This window comes from Acinetobacter sp. KB005 (assembly GCF_049949095.1).
GTDB classification, from domain to species: Bacteria; Pseudomonadota; Gammaproteobacteria; order Pseudomonadales; family Moraxellaceae; genus Acinetobacter; species Acinetobacter calcoaceticus.
This window is the reverse complement of sequence record NZ_CP188191.1, coordinates 1,887,003-1,905,103: the sequence shown is the minus strand read 5'-3', so window position 1 is coordinate 1,905,103 and position 18,101 is coordinate 1,887,003. Positions and strand designations below refer to the sequence as shown.

General features: G+C 38.1%; 18 protein-coding genes. 10 read left to right on the top strand and 8 right to left on the bottom strand.

Going from position 1 to position 18,101, the window contains the following annotated elements:
- Positions 1–85 precede the first annotated feature (85 nt).
- Positions 86–1,615, bottom strand: a complete 1,530-nt coding sequence (gene lysS, locus ACPF64_RS09225; RefSeq protein WP_004641802.1) for a lysine--tRNA ligase — start codon at positions 1,613–1,615, stop codon at positions 86–88.
- Between the two features lie 258 nt (positions 1,616–1,873).
- On the opposite strand from lysS, the gene ACPF64_RS09220 reads away from it, so the two are divergent.
- Positions 1,874–2,362 carry a YqiA/YcfP family alpha/beta fold hydrolase gene (locus ACPF64_RS09220; RefSeq protein ID WP_005042228.1) on the top strand — a complete coding sequence of 163 codons (489 nt, stop codon included), beginning with the start codon at positions 1,874–1,876 and terminating at the stop codon, positions 2,360–2,362.
- Positions 2,363–2,416: 54 nt separating this feature from the next.
- On the opposite strand, the gene ACPF64_RS09215 is transcribed toward ACPF64_RS09220, so the two are convergent.
- Positions 2,417–2,857: an SRPBCC family protein gene (locus ACPF64_RS09215; RefSeq protein WP_426456067.1), complete on the bottom strand. Its 441-nt coding sequence runs from the start codon at positions 2,855–2,857 to the stop codon at positions 2,417–2,419.
- Between the two features lie 425 nt (positions 2,858–3,282).
- Between ACPF64_RS09215 and rubA the strand changes: the two genes are divergently transcribed.
- The 4 genes from rubA (at position 3,283) to oxyR (ending at position 6,636) form a co-directional block, all read left to right on the top strand.
- On the top strand, positions 3,283–3,447 hold the full coding sequence (gene rubA / locus ACPF64_RS09210; RefSeq protein ID WP_000760495.1) for a rubredoxin RubA: 165 nt from the start codon (positions 3,283–3,285) through the stop codon (positions 3,445–3,447).
- A gap of 94 nt (positions 3,448–3,541) precedes the next feature.
- Positions 3,542–4,723, top strand: coding sequence for a rubredoxin reductase RubB (gene rubB, locus ACPF64_RS09205; RefSeq protein WP_426456066.1), 1,182 nt, complete (start codon positions 3,542–3,544; stop codon positions 4,721–4,723).
- A gap of 53 nt (positions 4,724–4,776) precedes the next feature.
- Positions 4,777–5,721, top strand: coding sequence for an esterase EstB (gene estB, locus ACPF64_RS09200; protein WP_005042235.1), 945 nt, complete (start codon positions 4,777–4,779; stop codon positions 5,719–5,721).
- 6 nt (positions 5,722–5,727) lie between these two features.
- Entirely contained in the window at positions 5,728–6,636 is a 909-nt protein-coding gene (gene oxyR / locus ACPF64_RS09195; protein WP_005042237.1) for a LysR family transcriptional regulator OxyR, read from the top strand.
- 40 nt (positions 6,637–6,676) lie between these two features.
- Here oxyR and ACPF64_RS09190 read toward each other — a convergent pair whose 3' ends face one another.
- Positions 6,677–7,267, bottom strand: coding sequence for an SPOR domain-containing protein (locus tag ACPF64_RS09190; protein WP_426456128.1), 591 nt, complete (start codon positions 7,265–7,267; stop codon positions 6,677–6,679).
- A 57-nt stretch (positions 7,268–7,324) separates the two neighbouring features.
- Here ACPF64_RS09190 and ACPF64_RS09185 point away from each other — a divergent pair, with 57 nt between their 5' ends.
- Positions 7,325–7,453: a hypothetical protein gene (locus ACPF64_RS09185; protein ID WP_080026496.1), complete on the top strand. Its 129-nt coding sequence runs from the start codon at positions 7,325–7,327 to the stop codon at positions 7,451–7,453.
- A gap of 59 nt (positions 7,454–7,512) precedes the next feature.
- Here the strand turns inward: ACPF64_RS09185 and ppk1 are convergent, their stop codons facing one another.
- Both ppk1 and mtgA read right to left on the bottom strand, forming a co-directional pair.
- Positions 7,513–9,594, bottom strand: coding sequence for a polyphosphate kinase 1 (gene ppk1, locus ACPF64_RS09180; protein WP_003653056.1), 2,082 nt, complete (start codon positions 9,592–9,594; stop codon positions 7,513–7,515).
- A gap of 105 nt (positions 9,595–9,699) precedes the next feature.
- Complete coding sequence (gene mtgA / locus ACPF64_RS09175) at positions 9,700–10,377, bottom strand: monofunctional biosynthetic peptidoglycan transglycosylase (protein ID WP_426456065.1); 678 nt, start codon at positions 10,375–10,377, stop codon at positions 9,700–9,702.
- A 76-nt stretch (positions 10,378–10,453) separates the two neighbouring features.
- On the opposite strand from mtgA, the gene ACPF64_RS09170 reads away from it, so the two are divergent.
- Positions 10,454–11,263, top strand: a complete 810-nt coding sequence (locus ACPF64_RS09170) for a rhomboid family intramembrane serine protease (RefSeq protein WP_426456064.1) — start codon at positions 10,454–10,456, stop codon at positions 11,261–11,263.
- A 1-nt stretch (position 11,264) separates the two neighbouring features.
- Here the strand turns inward: ACPF64_RS09170 and ACPF64_RS09165 are convergent, their stop codons facing one another.
- Positions 11,265–13,724 (bottom strand): ABC transporter permease, encoded by a 2,460-nt coding sequence (locus tag ACPF64_RS09165; RefSeq protein ID WP_426456127.1) that lies wholly within the window; start codon positions 13,722–13,724, stop codon positions 11,265–11,267.
- 3 nt (positions 13,725–13,727) lie between these two features.
- The gene (locus ACPF64_RS09160) at positions 13,728–14,420 is read right to left on the bottom strand and encodes an ABC transporter ATP-binding protein (RefSeq protein WP_045434585.1); all 693 of its coding nucleotides are present in this window, start codon (positions 14,418–14,420) and stop codon (positions 13,728–13,730) included.
- Between the two features lie 44 nt (positions 14,421–14,464).
- Between ACPF64_RS09160 and ACPF64_RS09155 the strand changes: the two genes are divergently transcribed.
- Positions 14,465–15,088: an arylesterase gene (locus ACPF64_RS09155; RefSeq protein ID WP_080026495.1), complete on the top strand. Its 624-nt coding sequence runs from the start codon at positions 14,465–14,467 to the stop codon at positions 15,086–15,088.
- A gap of 32 nt (positions 15,089–15,120) precedes the next feature.
- On the opposite strand, the gene ACPF64_RS09150 is transcribed toward ACPF64_RS09155, so the two are convergent.
- Positions 15,121–15,735, bottom strand: a complete 615-nt coding sequence (locus ACPF64_RS09150) for a carbonic anhydrase (RefSeq protein WP_003653067.1) — start codon at positions 15,733–15,735, stop codon at positions 15,121–15,123.
- A 285-nt stretch (positions 15,736–16,020) separates the two neighbouring features.
- Between ACPF64_RS09150 and ACPF64_RS09145 the strand changes: the two genes are divergently transcribed.
- Both ACPF64_RS09145 and ACPF64_RS09140 read left to right on the top strand, forming a co-directional pair.
- Entirely contained in the window at positions 16,021–17,046 is a 1,026-nt protein-coding gene (locus ACPF64_RS09145; protein WP_426456063.1) for an alpha/beta fold hydrolase, read from the top strand.
- Between the two features lie 26 nt (positions 17,047–17,072).
- Positions 17,073–18,080, top strand: coding sequence for a hypothetical protein (locus ACPF64_RS09140; RefSeq protein WP_426456062.1), 1,008 nt, complete (start codon positions 17,073–17,075; stop codon positions 18,078–18,080).
- Positions 18,081–18,101: the final 21 nt, after the last annotated feature.

The window sequence follows — 18,101 nt, the reverse complement described above, 5'->3', positions numbered from 1 at the left end:
AGGTTAGTGTAGATAGGTAAGTTTTTGAGATATAAAAGTAATAAAAAAGGCAGTATAAATACTGCCTTTTTTTGCCTTTAGAAGATTAACCTTCTTTACGGCGCATGTGTGGGAATAAAATTACATCACGAATACTCGGCGCATCGGCAAATAACATAACCAAACGGTCAATACCGATACCCTCACCCGCTGTAGGTGGCAAACCATACTCAAGTGCTTCAACGAACTCTGCATCGTAATGCATTGCTTCATCATCACCAGCATCTTTCTCTGCAACTTGGGCTTGGAAACGCTCAGCCTGATCAATTGGATCGTTTAACTCGCTGAAACCATTTGCCAATTCACGACCACCGATGAAAAACTCAAAACGATCAGTAACATGTGGATTGTCATCATTACGGCGAGCAAGTGGAGATGTTTCAGCTGGGTATTCAGTAATAAATGTTGGCTGACGAAGTTTAGTTTCAACTGTTTCTTCAAATACGATAGTTTGAAGCTTACCTAAACCAAAACCTGGCTTAACTTGTTCTTTTAATTCTTCACGAATAAATTGAGCAAGAAACTCACGGTCACCAACATTTTCAGGTGTAAACTGTGGGTTATTCTCTAAAATCGCATCAAACATAGAGATTTTTTTGTATGGCCCTTTGAAGCTAAACACTTCACCTTGGTAAGGCACATCAGTTGTACCTAAAATATCCAAGGCCAACTTTTCAATCATATTTTCAGTTAATGCCATCAAGTCTTTATAGTCAGCGTAAGCTTGATAAAACTCGATCATCGTAAATTCAGGGTTATGACGTGTTGAAACACCTTCGTTACGGAAGTTACGGTTAATTTCAAACACACGCTCAAAACCACCAACAACCAAACGTTTTAAGTAAAGCTCAGGTGCAATACGCAAGAATAATGGCATATCCAAAGCATTATGATGTGTTTCAAACGGACGTGCAGACGCACCGCCCGGAATCACATGCATCATTGGCGTTTCAACTTCCATGAAACGTTCATTGTTTAAAAATGCTCGAATTCCAGCAACGACTTTGGCGCGGATTTCAAAAGTTTTACGTGTTTCTTCATTCACAATTAAATCAAGATAACGTTTACGATACTTAACTTCTGTGTCATTTAAACCGTGAAATTTATCTGGTAACGGGCGAAGCGATTTCGTTAAAAGCTCAAAACCTTCAAGGTGAACATATAAGTCACCTTTTCCTGAACGTCCGATATAACCTTCAGCAGCAATAATGTCGCCAAGATCTAAACCTTTAATGGTCTCGAGGATATCTTTTGGTAAACCTTTACGGTCAACATATAACTGAATACGGCCTGTCATATCTTGAATAACCATGAAAGATCCACGGTTTAACATGACACGACCAGCAATTTTTACATAGACATGCTCAGCACTTTCAATTTGTTCTTTCGACTGATCTTTAAATTGTTCTTGTAGGTCAGCAGCGTAGTGTTCACGCTTAAAAGTATTCGGCCAAGGACTCTTTCCAGTTTCCTTCGCAACATCTTGGATTTGCTTTAATTTGGCATGACGCTGTGCAATTAAATCGTTTTCGGAAATAGTTGGTTCAGAAGTCGATTGAGCGTTTTGTTGCGTCATCTCTGCCTCGATTAAGTAAAAATTAAGTGCTATATCTTAACAGATTGCAGGAGTTTTTCGAATGATTTCAATCAAACAAAAATGAAAAAAGACAATTTTATAGAACCAAACACTACTTTTTAAAGGCAAAATGACTTAGACCAATCGCTAAGATCATTTTTTAAAGCATTTAGTAAAATATAAAAAAATCCAAATAACCTCGATATTCAAAAGGCCCTATTTGCCTTTTATTTTATCAATGAGATTGTGTAGCAAATAATGAAAATTCTATTTTTACATGGCTTGGATTCTTCTCGTGAGTCGACAAAGTTCCATGCCATTTTACATCCTGAAAAATTTTGTATTGACGTCGATTATCGTAACTTAAGTTATGCATCTGTTGAGTACTTTTACCATCAGGTTATTCAGACGATCAAACCAGATTTATTGGTGGGTCATAGCATTGGAGGCTATTGGGCGCTAAAAACTGCTGCTCAACATAAATTAGCTGTTATTGTGGCGAATCCAAGTCTTACACCTAACTTTCGGACTGACTATCCTCAACTTTCTGAAGATGAACTCACTCTCTCTAACCCTAAAATGGCTTATTTAGAGTTAGGAGATGAGCAACTTGATATGTATCAGGTTCAAGAAAAACTTGCCCCCTACATGAACATCGAAACTTTTGAAGGTGGACATCATCGCTTGGCCTATCCTTCACGACTTAATGATCTCATTATGAAAATTTATAAAAAATATTTGGCTTAGATTTATATAGTTTGATTTTTGAAAAAACGGTTTTATGCGTAAATAAACGAAGCTCTATTTTGCTTCTGCCATTTTTTTAACCACCTCAAAACCTTGAACAAAGCCACTTTTCAACATGCCCATATATTCAGGTAAGGTGGCCAATTCAACTTTTAGAGTGGTTATATTATCTTTTTGGGTTAGAAAATATTTTTCTAAGGAACCACTCCACCCTTTAACCTCTTCACTTTCTAAATCTTCCTTACCCTCCTTAATCATTCCTAAATGTTTAAAAATTAATATTTCCGGTTTTTGCATTTGTTCAATCGTAGAAACCATGCCATTTCCTTCACCGTCAAGAAAATAAGTTTTACCACCTATTTGCCAGTCGGTACGCATCGATGAATCCGGCGCAAAGAATTTCGTCCACGCATTATATGTCTCGCTATTCCAAAGTATGTCCCATACTTTTTCTATAGACGCCGCAATTTCCACTTCATATACTAAATTTTCCATATTTCACTTCCCTGATTTATACCGTCTTAATGACAGCAAATTTTAATTTGGGGTTTTAATAATGACATTCTATCGCATCATAGTTTGTTGTTATTTAGCTTTCGTATGAGATGAATCTTTTAAATTATGAGGTGCTCTTTATTTCAAGATATTTTCATCAATAAAATTAATTTTAAGAATGCATTAGTTTATGGCGAAGTTTTGCCTAAATAACCACTTATTTGTCCTAACCTGCCATTCATCTTTGCTTACGAATGATTAAACTCCGTTATTTACTTTACTTTGAATGTAGAACTGCGTAAAAATTTGATATCCGATCAAAGGCACATTGGTTATTATTGACCGGATCGTAGTTACATTATTAATAGATGGAATAGTTTTACTGAAAGGCAGCTTTGAGCAAACTTATCAGTGCGGAGAGTCTCATGAAAAAATATCAATGTATCGTTTGTGGATGGATTTATGACGAAGCGGAAGGTTGGCCACAAGACGGCATTGCAGCTGGAACAAAATGGGAAGATATTCCAGATGACTGGACTTGCCCTGATTGCGGCGTTTCAAAAGCTGACTTCGAAATGATCGAAATCTAAGAACGTAAAGTAAAAGGCCATGATCGACATGGTCTTTTTTACGAATATTACTAATCACCGTATTAAATAAATAATTCTAACTCTGGAGAAAAAAATGCATCCTATCGTCATTATCGGATCAGGCATGGCGGGTTATACCTTAGCACGTGAGTTCCGTAAGCTTAACCCAGAGCAAGAACTTGTGATGATTTGTGCGGATGATGCAGTGAACTATGCAAAGCCAACATTATCAAATGCATTTGCAGGTAAAAAAGCACCTGAACAAATTCCTTTAGGCGATGCGACAAAAATGGGTACTCAACTCAATATGCGTATTGAGCCTTTTACCTTTGTGAAAGAAATTTTAGCTGAACGCCATGAGCTTGTTCTTGAAAAAGATGGTGTAACTTCTCAGCAACCCTATTCAAAATTGATTTTAGCCGTGGGTGCTAACCCAATTCGCCTTGCAATTGCAGGTGATGGTAGCGATGACATTCATGTTGTGAACTCACTCATTGATTACCGCGCTTTTCGTGAAAATCTAGCTCAGCGTAAAGACAAACGTGTTGTTATTTTAGGTGCAGGTTTAATTGGTTGTGAATTTGCCAACGACTTACTTCATAGTGAATATGACATCACTGTCATTGATTTAGCACCGCAACCATTAGGTCGTTTACTTCCATCACATATTGCTTCTGCTTTCCAGCAAAATCTTGAGGAAGCTGGAGTAAAATTTGCACTCGGAACCACTGTTGAAAAAGTTAGTAAAATTAATAATGGCGAAGATTATGCGATAACACTCGCAAACGGACAAACATTGGTTGCGGACCTTGTTCTTTCTGCGATTGGTTTACAGCCAAATATTTCACTTGCTCAAAGTGCAGATATTCAAACGAGCCGTGGAATTATTACCAATGGTTTACTGGAAACAAATCAAGCAGACATCTATGCAATTGGGGATTGCGCAGAGGTCAATGGTACTTTACTTCCATATGTTATGCCGATTATGCAACAAGCTCGTGCCCTCGCGAAAACACTCAGTGGACAACAAACTACCGTTCATTACCCTGCAATGCCAGTTGCAGTAAAAACGCCAGCTGCACCACTTACAGTTTTGCCTGCTCCAGTTGATGTAGAAGTGAACTGGGAAACAGAAGAATTCGACGATGGTATGCTTGCCAAAGCAATTGACAATGAAGGAACATTGCGTGGTTTTGTATTGCTAGGTGCAACCGCAGGTAAACAACGCTTAGCTTTGACAAAGCTTGTTCCAGATCTTATTCCAGCCCAAGCATAAGGTTTGTATCAGGAATACTCACTTAGAGAGTATTCTTTTAAGGAATGAATAACATGAATAGCGCCTTACAGTTTAACATTTCACCGTACACATCCTTCATGCAAGAAACCAAAGTCAACTTAGGCAATGGAATTGAGTTACATGTAGAAGTAGGTGGAAAACCAGAACATCCAACCATTTTGCTGATTATGGGTCTTGGTGCCCAAATGCTTTTTTGGCCAGATTTCTTCTGTAAATCGCTTATTGATCAAGGATTTCGTGTTATTCGTTTTGATAACCGTGATATTGGCCTTTCTTCAAAAGTACGTCATGAAGGTAAACGGTTAAATACTGTTAAATTGATGGGCCGCTTTGCACTGGGGCTAACTAATCAGGGTGCGCCCTATACTCTGCATGATATGGCAGACGATGTATCTATGCTTATTGATCGTTTAGGCGTGAACAAAGCGCATGTGATTGGTGCATCAATGGGTGGGATGATTGCTCAAATTCTTGCAGCAAAATATCCAGAAAAGGTTGAGAAATTAGGGCTCATGTTTACAAGCAATAACCAGCCTTTTTTACCACCACCTTTTCCAAAACAACTTTTGAGTTTAATTGGCAAGCCCGAGTCACGTGATGAAGAAGGGATTGTGAATCATAGTTTAAAACTATTTCAATTGATTGGTTCACCTGGTTATATCAACCAGATTGAAGCAATACAAACTGCGCGTAAGCTTTATCAACGTAGCTACTATCCTGCTGGTGTACTTCAGCAGTTTTTAGCAATATTATGTACAGGCTCCTTACTACAACTGGACCGTGAAATTAAGCAACCCGCTTTAGTCTTACATGGCTCTCGCGATCGCTTACTTCCCCCTAGCCACGGTAAGGCTGTAGCAAAAGCAATTTCCGGTGCTAAGTTTGAATTAATTGATGGAATGGGGCATGATATCCCTGCACATTTTATTCCACAGCTTAGCGGTTTATTTGCGCATCATTTTAAATCATCAGACTAGGACACTATGGCTGCATTACCCTCACTAAGACAGCTATCATATTTAGTTACGTTGTCGGAAACTTTGCATTTTACTGAAGCAGCACGCCGCTCTTTTGTCACTCAATCGACGTTATCAGGCGGCATCATGGAGCTTGAACGGTTATTAGGTGGCGTTCTGGTAGAACGTGATCGTCAGAATGTGCGTTTAACACCTTTAGGTGAACAAGTCGTTGCTCGTGCCCGTGTACTACTAGCAGATGCTCAAGATTTAATGCGTTTGAGCCGTGAAATGAGTGAGCCGTTAACGGGTGATTTGCATTTGGGTGTTATTCCAACCATTGCACCTTTTATCCTGACACGCTTACTTAATGAAGTGCATCAGCAGCTACCTAAAATTCAGCTACATTTGCATGAAGCACAAAGTGAAAAAATTGTAGAGCGTCTAGAACACGGTAATCTAGATATGATCGTTCTTGCTCTACCATTTGACACTAGAGGTCTAAAAGTCGCTGAAATTTCGAAAGAAAATTTGTACCTTGTATGTAGTAAACAAGATACGAATGCTCTTCAAGCAAACTCTCTAGATGATCTTGATTTATCAAGACTAATCTTGCTTGAGGAAGGCCACTGTTTACGTGACCACGTTTTGAGTGCGTGCCCTATCGGTGAGCGTAAAAACGACAACCGTTTAAAAGCAAGCTCTTTACCAACGTTAGTGGAAATGGTTTCTTCTGATTTAGGCTTTACGCTTTTACCAGAAATTGCAATTGAAAATAGTATGATCAAGTTTAATGATCAGATTACTGCAAAACCAATTGAAGATGCACCGAGCCGCACTTTAGCGCTAGTAACTCGTAAAAGTACACCATTACAAAGTGAGTTCGATGTATTACTGCAAATTATGCAGAAAATTACAACCAACTTGCACGCATAAAACATGTATAAAAAAAGGAGTCTTCGGACTCCTTTTTATTTTACTGTGGTGTTAAAGATGCCCACTTAAACACCCAAGCAGATGGCAGATTCAAACTATTATCAGCAATAATTTTCTCTCTAATAATTTGTGCTATAGCATAGTCATTTGCAGGGTCCACCATAACTCGTATTCCTTTAGTCGTTGCACTGGTTACAACCTTGTACCCTTTCGCTTCTAACTGCGACTGAACTGCACTTGCCTTATTTTGATTAGCTGCCAATGCAACTTGTACCATCCATTTCTTTTCACCATTTTCCAAAATTTCTTTAGCGATCGCTGCATCAAGTTGCTTTTTACTGTCAAAATTTTTCTTTTCTTCTACTTTTTTTGTGTGGACATCTTCAATTTTCTTTTGGGCTAATAACTCATCTTGTTTTGGTTTTCTTTTTTGGATGACTATTGTTTTATTTTTTTCCCCACTTTTTTTCGCTTTATCATTAGAAGGATTTACAAAATAAGGATATATTGCTTGATCATCAAATCTTTGAAATACGATGATATCCCCATAACACTTCTGATCTGCATAGGCGGTCACTGGCATTATCCCCAAAAGTATTTTAATAAGTAAACTTCTAATAAAGCATTGCATCTTATTCATTTACCAAAGTTAAGTATATTTAATGCGCCGTATTAAAGTAGATTTTTTGTGATTTGTATATTTTTAAAATTCAATGTTTTATGTAAAAAATCACATATTTTAAAAACATATTGCAGTGCTTCAAATTATTGTCGTTTATCCAGCAACCATTTAGAAAAACTAACTAAATTACTTTGAATTTCAGTTAATTAAAAAAGCCGACAAAATGTCGGCTTTTATTTAATCTTGAGAGTTCATTATTTAATGATTTCCAATAATGCCCTTTGAGCATTATGCAACTTTTCACCCTCAGCTGGCTCAGCACGGATCCAAGTACCGTCACCTTGTAACAGCCATGCTTGTTGATTATCTTGTAAGTAGTTCACCAAACCTTGTTGATAAATACGTTTTTTCAACGCAGGGTCTTCAACAGGGAAACACGCTTCAACACGATTAAATAAATTACGGTCCATCCAGTCTGCACTTGAACAGTAAATACGTGCATCACCATTATTACTAAAGTAATAAACGCGCGTATGCTCAAGGAAACGTCCTACAATTGAACGCACTCGAATATTCTCTGATAAGTTAGGCAAACCCGGACGTAAACAACAAATCGAACGGATAATCAGGTCAATCTGAACACCCGCCTGAGAAGCTTCGTACAATTTATTGATTAACTGAACTTCGGTTAACGCATTTACTTTAACAATGATTTGAGCTTTACGTCCTGCTTTAGCATTTGCAATTTCTTCATCAATAAAGTTAATAAGCTGAGCATGTAAGGTAAATGGCGCATGTAATAGCTTTTTCAATTTCGCCATTTTGCCCATGCCAGTCAGTTCTTGGAATATACGGTGTACGTCTTCACACAGATCTTTATCTGTGGTCATGAGACCATAATCTGTATAAATTCGAGCATTCATCGCATGGTAGTTACCTGTTCCTAAATGAACGTAACGCACCAGTTTATTATTTTCACGGCGTACCACCATGATCATTTTGGCGTGGGTTTTATAACCGACTATGCCATAAACAACGACTGCCCCAGCCTCTTGTAAAACGTTCGCTACTTCAATGTTGGATTCTTCATCAAAGCGAGCACGCAACTCAATGACTGCAATAACCTCTTTTCCATTACGAGCGGCTTCAGCCAAAATTTGCACAATTTCAGAATTAGCACCACTACGATATAGCGTCTGTTTGATTGCTAAGACTTGCGGATCACGTGCAGATTCGCGTAGCAATTGAATAACTGGCGCAAAAGACTCAAACGGATGATGAAGTAAAATATCCTGTTTTTGCATTGCCGAGAAAATACTCTCAGTCTTTTTAAACACTTTAGGCACAACTGGCGTATGCGAGTCATAACGTAAATGAGGGCGTTTAAAATTTGAAACCAGACGAGCTAAGTTTACAGGACCATCAACTTTGTATAATTGCTCATCGGTTAAATCAAACTCTTCCAGTAAGTACTCATAAATATGCTGTGGGCAATTATGGGTTACTTCCAAGCGAACGGCACGACCAAAACGGCGTGAACTTAATTCACCTTTTAATGCTTTAGCTAAGTCTTCAACATCTTCATTCAATGCCAAGTCTGCATTACGTGTAACGCGAAATTGGTAACATCCAGTTGCTGTCATTCCCGGGAATAAATCAGACACATGCTCATGAATAATTGCCGATAACATCACATGATGTTCTTTACCACCCGTTAATTCATCTGGTAGTCGTACAACGCGAGGTAATGAACGTGGCGCAGGCACAACAGCCAAATCAATTTGACGACCAAAAGCATCTTTACCTTCAAGAGTGATAATGAAGTTCAGGCTTTTATTCACAAGTCGTGGGAATGGATGTGCTGGATCTAAGCTAATTGGTGTTAAAACAGGCGCAACTTGTTCCTGAAAATATTTTTTTACCCAAGCAGACTGGGCTGGAGTTAACTCACCACGACGTAAGAAGCAAATATCTTCTTCACGTAGCTTAGGTAAGATTTCCTCATTTAAAATACGATATTGACGCTCAATCGCAGCATGAGCAGTTTCAGAGATTTTTTGTAAGACCTGTCTTGGCGTAAGACCATCTGGGCTACGACTCTCATTGCCTAGAGAAAATTGCTCCATCACTCCGGCAACACGAATTTCAAAGAACTCATCGAGATTACGTGAAAAAATGAGTAAGAAATTCATTCGCTCAAGTAAGGGATGTAAAGGGTCTACCGCTTGTTCCAATACACGCAAATGGAAATCAAGAATAGACAATTCACGATTTATATAACGGTCATTATAACTATATTCTATTGGGGTCGTTGTTGGTGTAATCGCTGTATTCATGTCTAACTCAATTCTCTATCCAGCCAAAATCTCTATAAACCAGTATGCTGCAAAAATATGACAATTTGGTAAAAACTAAAAAATTAACACATCTTTAAAACAGCATTATTCAGGAATCTGGGTGCTATTCATATAACGTAAAATAACGCGTTTTCTATATTGTAGTTTATGATCGTTACGGTGATCTTGATAATATTTCGGATCAGGCAATAATGCGGCTAAGAAAGCAGCTTGTTCACGCGTTAGGCTTTTAGCACTTTTACCATAATAATGTTGAGCAGCTGCTTCAATACCATACAGATTTTTGCCGAATTCAACCGAGTTCATATACACCTCAAGAATTCGGCGTTTTGACCACATGCGTTCCATCATCCAAGTCGCGACTGTTTCTTGACCTTTACGAATAAACGAACGCTTATTGTATAAAAAAAGATTCTTTGCAAGTTGTTGAGATACGGTAGAACCACCCGCAACCACTTCCCCCTCTTCATTATTTCGTTCAAGGGCAAAACGAATACCCTGCCAGTCAAAACCATGATGATGGATAAATTTTGCATCTTCACCCGCTAAAATCGCATGTTTGAAATTGTCGCTAATATCATCATAATCAAGCCACTGATGGACAATTGGCTCTGATGTATCAGACCAATAATCAATTCGCATGAACATGGTGGTATCCACTTCATGTGTCCGCCACCAGACCAAACTCGAAAAAATCCAAAGTTGAATAAGGAGAATCGCCCCAATAAAAATTAACAACACGCGAACAATAAAAGCTTTCATGTTCGTCCTGATCTCCTGTATTCAACTTTTTTCATGTTAAGCTGTAAAGCATGTTCATATATAACAAAAGCATAGCATGACTCAATATCAGCCTCCGCACATTAATCGTAAACTCAATGTACAAAATTGGTGGCTGACCGCCCTACTCATCGCAATCAATGTAGGTTTGTTTGTCTGGCAAATTGTCTCTGGCGTCGATATTAGTGACCCAGCCATGAAAGATGCCATTCATTGGGGAGCTGATTTTACACCACTTACTTTTTCTGGGCAGCCCGAACGTTTATTTACCAGCATGTTTTTTCATTTTGGTTTAGTTCATCTCATGCTTAACATGTGGGCCCTCTATATTTTCGGTAATGTTGCTGAGTCACTATTTGGTCGCTTCTATTTTATCGGGATGTACTTACTCGCTGGCTTATTTGGTAGCCTTTTAAGTAGTTATATGACGATTCAAAATGGACATGAATTGCTGCAACATTTTGACCAGAGCTTGCTTCCTCATGTCAGTGCAGGTGCTTCGGGTGCTGTGATGGGATTAGGTGCTGCGTTAACAGTGCTTTCTTTATTTCCACCGCTACCTCATCAAGCCTACATACTCGATAAAAAAGCATTATTAATGATTATGGCAATCAACCTTATTTTTGGTTTTGTCGCAACGGGAATTAATAATGCCGCACATATTGGCGGCATTATTATTGGGGCATTTCTTGCGCTGATGTGGTACTTAAGTTATGTCAGCAAATTTAAAAATACGCTCAAACTTGTAGGCTTATTAGGAGCAGTTGTAATTACAGGTGGTTTTTATATGTACTGTGTACAACTCAACTCACCTTTACTTCCTTTATGGCATGAAATCATCATCCAGAACCCCGGCATTATTCCTTAAGCTACAGCTGATTTAGTTCTCTTAAGCTTTGTAAAGGTGGTAAGTTGCAAAGATAGCCTAGTCGATAACGACCTATCAGGGCACAAACCAGCATCATGCCAACTGGTAAAATCAACCATATTTCAATATGCCACTGTAGTGCCATATTCATTTTATAGCTTGCAATAGCACTAATCACTTCTGCAAAACAGCAGGCAACTATGCCTGCTAATAATCCTAAAAATCCAACTTCAAGACTGAGCATCTGTTTCATTTTATTTTTAGACAATCCAAATGAACGTAACAAAGCAACTTCACGGCGTCGCTCATCCATTAATAAGTTTAAGCATGCAATCAGTACTAAAACCCCAGAGAAACCCACTAAAGCCGCCAGCACAGTCACAATTTTCACTAAAACATTCATTAAACGCTTTACTTCATCTAAAATTCGATCGACGTCAATAAATACCGTATTCGAAAATTGCTGAATGATATTGATCATTTTGGGTTGGTCTTGCTTTGGTACATAAAAGCTACCTAAATAACTTCCAGCGTTTTCATCTAAAGTTTTTGGTGAAAAAATAAAGAAAAAGTTAGGACTAAAACTCTCCCATTCTACACTTCGAAAATTAACAACTTTGGCCTGTAAATTGCCTTCCGGTAAACTAAAGGTAAGCTTATCTCCAATTTGAATACCAAGGCTTTCAGCCGTTTTGTTTTCAACAGAAACTTGCCCTACACCACTAAACTGAGCTTGACCATTTGTAATGGCATTGTCATTCGGTAAGTGATTAGACTGAGTTAAATTTAACTCACGACGTAAAGAATTATTTTGTTTTATGGCTTCTTCAGAAAAAGGTACCTCATTTTTTGCTAGCAATCGGCCTCGGATATTTGGATATAAAGGTGTGCTCTGCCAACCATTTTGTTTCAACTGTTGTTCAAAATCTTTTAAATCAAATGGAGGCAAACCATAAACAAATTGATTAGGCGTTCCTTCTGGCAATTGTTGCTGCCAACGCTCTAATAAATCAGTTCTTAATACACTTAACACTGTAATAAGGCTTAATCCTAAAGCTAGAGCAGTAATCTGTAATGCACTTTGGGAAGGAGAACGAATATAAAAAGACAAACGATTTTTCATCCTTTTTAGGCTACCAAGCAATAACCAGACAGCGGTGTAAAGCAAAATACAAAGAACGATAATCGCAGCCAAAACCATAATGCTGAGCATCAAGTTTTCACTCAACACCAAACTAAAAACAATGAGGCTACTAATGCCTGCAAAAAACATAAAAAATAATGATTTTCGAGATTTTGCTTGTTCACGAATAACTCGAATTGGTGGGGTATTTAAAAGCTCCCAAATGCTTGGCAAGATAAACCCAAGCAAAACAATCACGCTCGTAAAAATGGCGATTGGTAAAGGCCCAAGCAAAAGTGGTATTACCGAAAAACTTAATTCCAATTGAGGAATCAATTGCAACATGAGTTGAAGCAGACCATAGCCCAATATCAGCCCCAATAGGCTTCCTATAACAATCGAAATCGCACTAACAACACAAAGTAATCCAATATATGCCAATAAAATTTGGAATTTACTTCCCCCTAAACACCGGATGAGCGCAATGTGATCTTGGTTTTGTTGAACATATCGTTGGCTCGTTAAAGCGATGGCAATACCACACAATAAAATCGTTAAAATATTAGCCAATTGCAAAAAGGTATCAAGGTTTTCAAGTGGACGTAATAATCTGCTATTCGACTCACTTGCATCGCGTAACCGTAAACCCGCTGTTTCGTCTAAATCTTTAGTGGTTTGATGTTGTTGTTTAAACTGCTTAGCAAAAGTCTGTACCTGTTCTGGTTTACCCGCCATTAATAAACGATAGTCAATTCTACTGCCTGTCTGAATTGCATGAGTTTTAGCAATATCAGATTGATGGATAATAACCGTGGGAGAAAAGCCTGAGAAACCTAACTCTTGATTTGAATCACGTACAATCACACCACTAAAACGAAATGTACCATCCGCAATAGAAACAGCATCACCCAGTTTTACTTTTAATAAATCTGCCGCCCTTTGGCTTAACCACACCTCACCAGACCTAATTCCTTGCGTAGTTGGTTCAATTTCAAGCTGTCCTCTTAACGGAAATAAAGGCTCTATCGCTTTCACGTTGACCATGACAAACTGATCTTGTGTATGGGCCATAGAACTAAACATAGTGACATTGGTTTGCTTAAAACCAAGCTGCTCTGCTCTTTTTTTCCATGACTGTTCTATCGGTTCGTTATTCAATAGAACTAAATCAGCACCCAACATTTGCGAGGCTTGTAAACTGACAGCATTTTTAACTTGGTCATTGCTAAACTTCAGAGCGGTTGTGGCACTAATCGCAAGTGAAAGAGCAATAATGAGTAGATATAGACCACCCGTGCGGAAACTTTGAAGTAAAAGTGGTTTGAGAAGATTACGCATCATTTAACCACCCTGTACTGTCTTTAATCGGCCATCATCTAACTCAACATGGCGCTGACAAAGGCTTGCTAAGTTACGGTCGTGTGTAACCAAAATAAGGGTTGTACCTAACTCTCGATTTAAATCAAAAAGCAGATTTTCAATTTCTTGAGCTGTTTGACCATCTAAATTTCCGGTCGGTTCATCTGCAAAAATAATTTGTGGTTCTGCAATGAGCGCCCTCGCAATTGCCACACGTTGCTGTTCTCCTCCAGATAGGACTTTAGGAGTTTGCTCTACCTGACGACCAAGCCCCACTCGATGCAACCAATCTAACGCTTTTTTCTCTGCGGTTTTATAATCGAAATCTTTACGTAACCGTAAAGGTAACATCACATTTTCAAGCGCACTCAACTGAGGTAAAAGCTGAAAAGACTGAAATACGAAACCAATATGCTGCATTCTAATTTGAGCGCGTTGTTCTTCTGTTAACTCATGTACTGCTTGACCACATAGCCACACTTCTCCTTCAGACGGTTGATCTAAAGTCGCTAGAATTCCGAGTAAGGTTGATTTACCTGAGCCAGAACGTCCTGTAATTGCTACCTGTTCCCCTTCAAATATCTCTAAATCGATATCTTTTAAAATCGTAAACTGATTTTGGTTGATCTGAATAGTTTGTGTAACTTGATGGGCAGCAATGATGGGTTGTGGCATGATGTGAAAAGTCCTATGTATTCAGAATCAGGGTCGAAGTACAAATGTATAAATCTTTTTTGATTGGTTCTAAAAGCATCATGCTCATCTCATTAAGTATGCTGCCCATGCTTGTATCGGCGAAAACTATTTTAATTTTAGGAGATAGTATTAGTGCCGGTTACGGAATTGATCCCAAACAAGGTTGGGTACAACTACTGCAAAAACGTTTAGACCAACAGTATCCCAAACAACACAAAGTGGTCAATGCAAGTGTTAGTGGAGAAACAACAAGCGGAGCTTTGGCACGATTACCTAAATTATTGCAGACCTATAAGCCAAATGTAGTCGTGATTGAATTAGGCGGAAATGACGGCTTGCGTGGGCAACCACCTCAAATGATTCAAAAAAATCTGGATCAGCTCATTCAATTAAGCCAAAAACAAAAAGCCAAAGTTATTCTTTTTGGTATGAAAATTCCGCCAAATTATGGGGCTGCATATAGCAAAGCTTTTGAAAATAATTATAAAGTTGTAAGCCAAAAATATCAGGTGAAATTACTTCCGTTTTTTCTAGATGGCGTTGCTGGTCAAAAACAGCTTATGCAAAATGATTTGATTCATCCAAATGCACAAGCACAATCAAAACTACTTAATTTAGCTTTTCCATACATAAAAGGTGCCCTATAGGCACCTTTTAGTTTTAAATATTTTTATTATGATCAGAAATCAAAAAAAGTAACTTCACCAGTTTCTAGTGAATACTCTGCACCAACAACGATCAACTCACCTTTTGCGATCAAGCTTTCAAGTACACTTGAACCATGACGTAATTGATTTACTGAAGCAAAAACGTTTGAACGTACTGCATGACATGATAATTTTTTCAAATCATTTTTTAAGTCAGTTTGCATTAAAATTTCAACTGATGGACGAACACGGTTCACAATCGACATTAAGTTAGATGATGGCGGTTGATCAGGGTTCATTAAGGTATCAATTGTCGCTTGAATCGCGCCACAATGGCTGTGTCCTAATACAACTACAACCGGACAGTCATAGCGTTCTGCTGCGAACTCAACACTACCGACTTGTGAAGGTGCCACAACATTACCAGCAACACGAATTACGAATAAGTCACCAAGACCTTGGTCAAATACCATTTCTGCTGGAACACGAGAATCTGAGCAACCTAATACAATCGCAAACGGATTTTGATCCTTTGCCATTTCAGCGCGTTCATGATGAGATAAGGTTTTTGCAAGGGAAGTATTTCCATTTACAAATCGTTGATTACCAGCTTTCAGACGATCTAAAACTTCTTGCGCAGTAGGCATTTTATATTTCCATTGTTTTTTCAAGGTTGGAAATCATTTTAATGTGTCAAAATTTGAATGTCACTGACAAAAAATTAAATCATTTCCCATCAAAAATTTTAAAAATACTTCTTCTATTTGAATTGAGAATTTACTGCACATTCACTGCTGTTGAGTGAAAAAATAGACATACTTTAGCAAATGGATTGACTATAATTTTCCTCCTTTTAATCATTTAGCAAATGACTCATTGGCAAAGTTTTTCAATAATTTTCAAACTCGCTTATGCATCAAGGATGAAATCTTATGACAACGCTGTCCGCATCAAAAAAAACTGTTCTAAAAAAAACCGTTGCCGCATTTACCTTAGCATGCAGCCTTACAACAATAATGAGTATTTCTCAGACACAAGCTGCCGATACGATTGATATAAGCTTTCAAAATATTTTGCAGCAAGAACGAAGCTGGGCAGGCTTACAAAGTAAAAGTTTAAAAGTTGGTGATATAACTTGGTCATATAGTGAAGGTGGATCTCCCACTAAACCTACGTTGTTACTCATCCATGGATTAGGAGGTAGCCGTGATAACTGGAACCGTGTCGCCCGTTATCTGACAGCAAATTACCATGTCATTATTCCCGATTTACCAGGAAGTGGTGAAACCGTAGTTACACAAGACTTTGATTATTCAGTGCCTAATCTTGCCGAAAAATTACGTCGCTTTGTTGAAGCTGCAAATTTAAAAGGCCCTATTCATATTGCTGGCCACTCACTTGGCGGTTCAATTGCCCTACTCTATGCTGGACAATATCCATTTGAAACCAAAAGCCTATTCTTAGTTGATAGTGGCGGTATTTTCCGTTCAGCCAATACAATTTACCTAAAAGATCCTGCTTACCTAAAACAACTTTTAGTATCTAAAAAGGGGGACTTTAACTATTTGTTAAAGCAAACCATGTTTAATCCTCCGTTTATTCCAAAAGAATTTTTAGAAGCTCAAGAAAAGCTCATGATTAATCAGGCACCTCAAACGCAGAAACTGGTTGATCAGCTTATTGCGCTAAATAAGGTTTACACTCCCGATTCATTTGCAGTTCTCACAAAAACAATAGATGCACCGACACTGATTTTATGGGGTAAGCAAGATAAGATTATTAATGTCGAAGTCGCAAGTGAACTAAAACGACTTTTAAAGAATGCCCAACCTCCGGTTATTTTAGAAAATGTTGGCCATATGCCAATTTTGGAAGCTGAGCAGCTGGTTATTCAACAATATGTACCGTTTTTACTGAAAGTAGAAACGAATCAGTCGCCAAAAGCGACTACACCTTAAATAAAACTTCGGACTTGTGAGACCTTATGTCTACCCAACCGCTTATAGAAAAACTCATTGAAGCTCATCTTGATTTTTTAGATGAGGAATTTGCTCAGCCCCATGTTATCCAACAAGAATTTGAGCAATTTTATCATTGGTTGGGTAGTCGGCAACTACAACACCTCTGGACTTTCGAACAAATTCAGCAGCTGATTCAAAAGCAGATTTTAGACACCCCTGCTTCTGATTCCCTACTTGAACAAATTGCAGAACATCTCCGTTTTGCACTGATTCATCCTGCCAATGACAGTACAACAATTGAAGATGTTATTCCTGTTTTAACAATTGATGGAATTGCGCAATACGTTGCAAGTAAAGATCAGCATCGTAAAAAGCTAATTAAAACGATTGTGAATAATCCTGCATTTTCAGCACTCCTAACACAGCTGATTCAACAAACAATGCATGACTATTTAGATGAGTCGATGTCAAAACGGGTGCCGGGTGTAGGTCGTTTTATGAAGATGGGTAAATCGGTTCTAGAAACCGTAACCGACTCAAATCTGGATGACACGATTCATCATTATTTGCAAAAGAATATTTTAAAACTCACTCAAATGAGTGAGCGTGTTTTAAACCAACATTTTGACAATGATAAGCTCTACCATTTTCAGGCAAATATTTGGCATAAAGTTAAAACCATGCCGCTTTCTGTTTTGAAAAATTACGTAGAAGTTCAGGATTTATCAAAAACTGTGGGTTTAGGACATCAGATTTGGGATCACATTCGCCAAACTTCTTATTTGAAACAACAAGTACATGATGGTATTTACACGTGGTATGTGCGCAATCAGGAACATAATTTTGACTTGTTACTTCGTGACCTCAATATTGATGAAAGCTTAATTCAACATGAACTGACTCAGTTACTTGTGCCGGTATTACAGCAATTAGTCACAACTGGTCATTTAAGACGACGTGCTCGTGTTTACCTAGAGAAATTTTATTATTCTGAAAAAACCTTAGATATTTTAAATAACAAAGGCGCTTAAAGCGCCCTTGTTATTTGTATT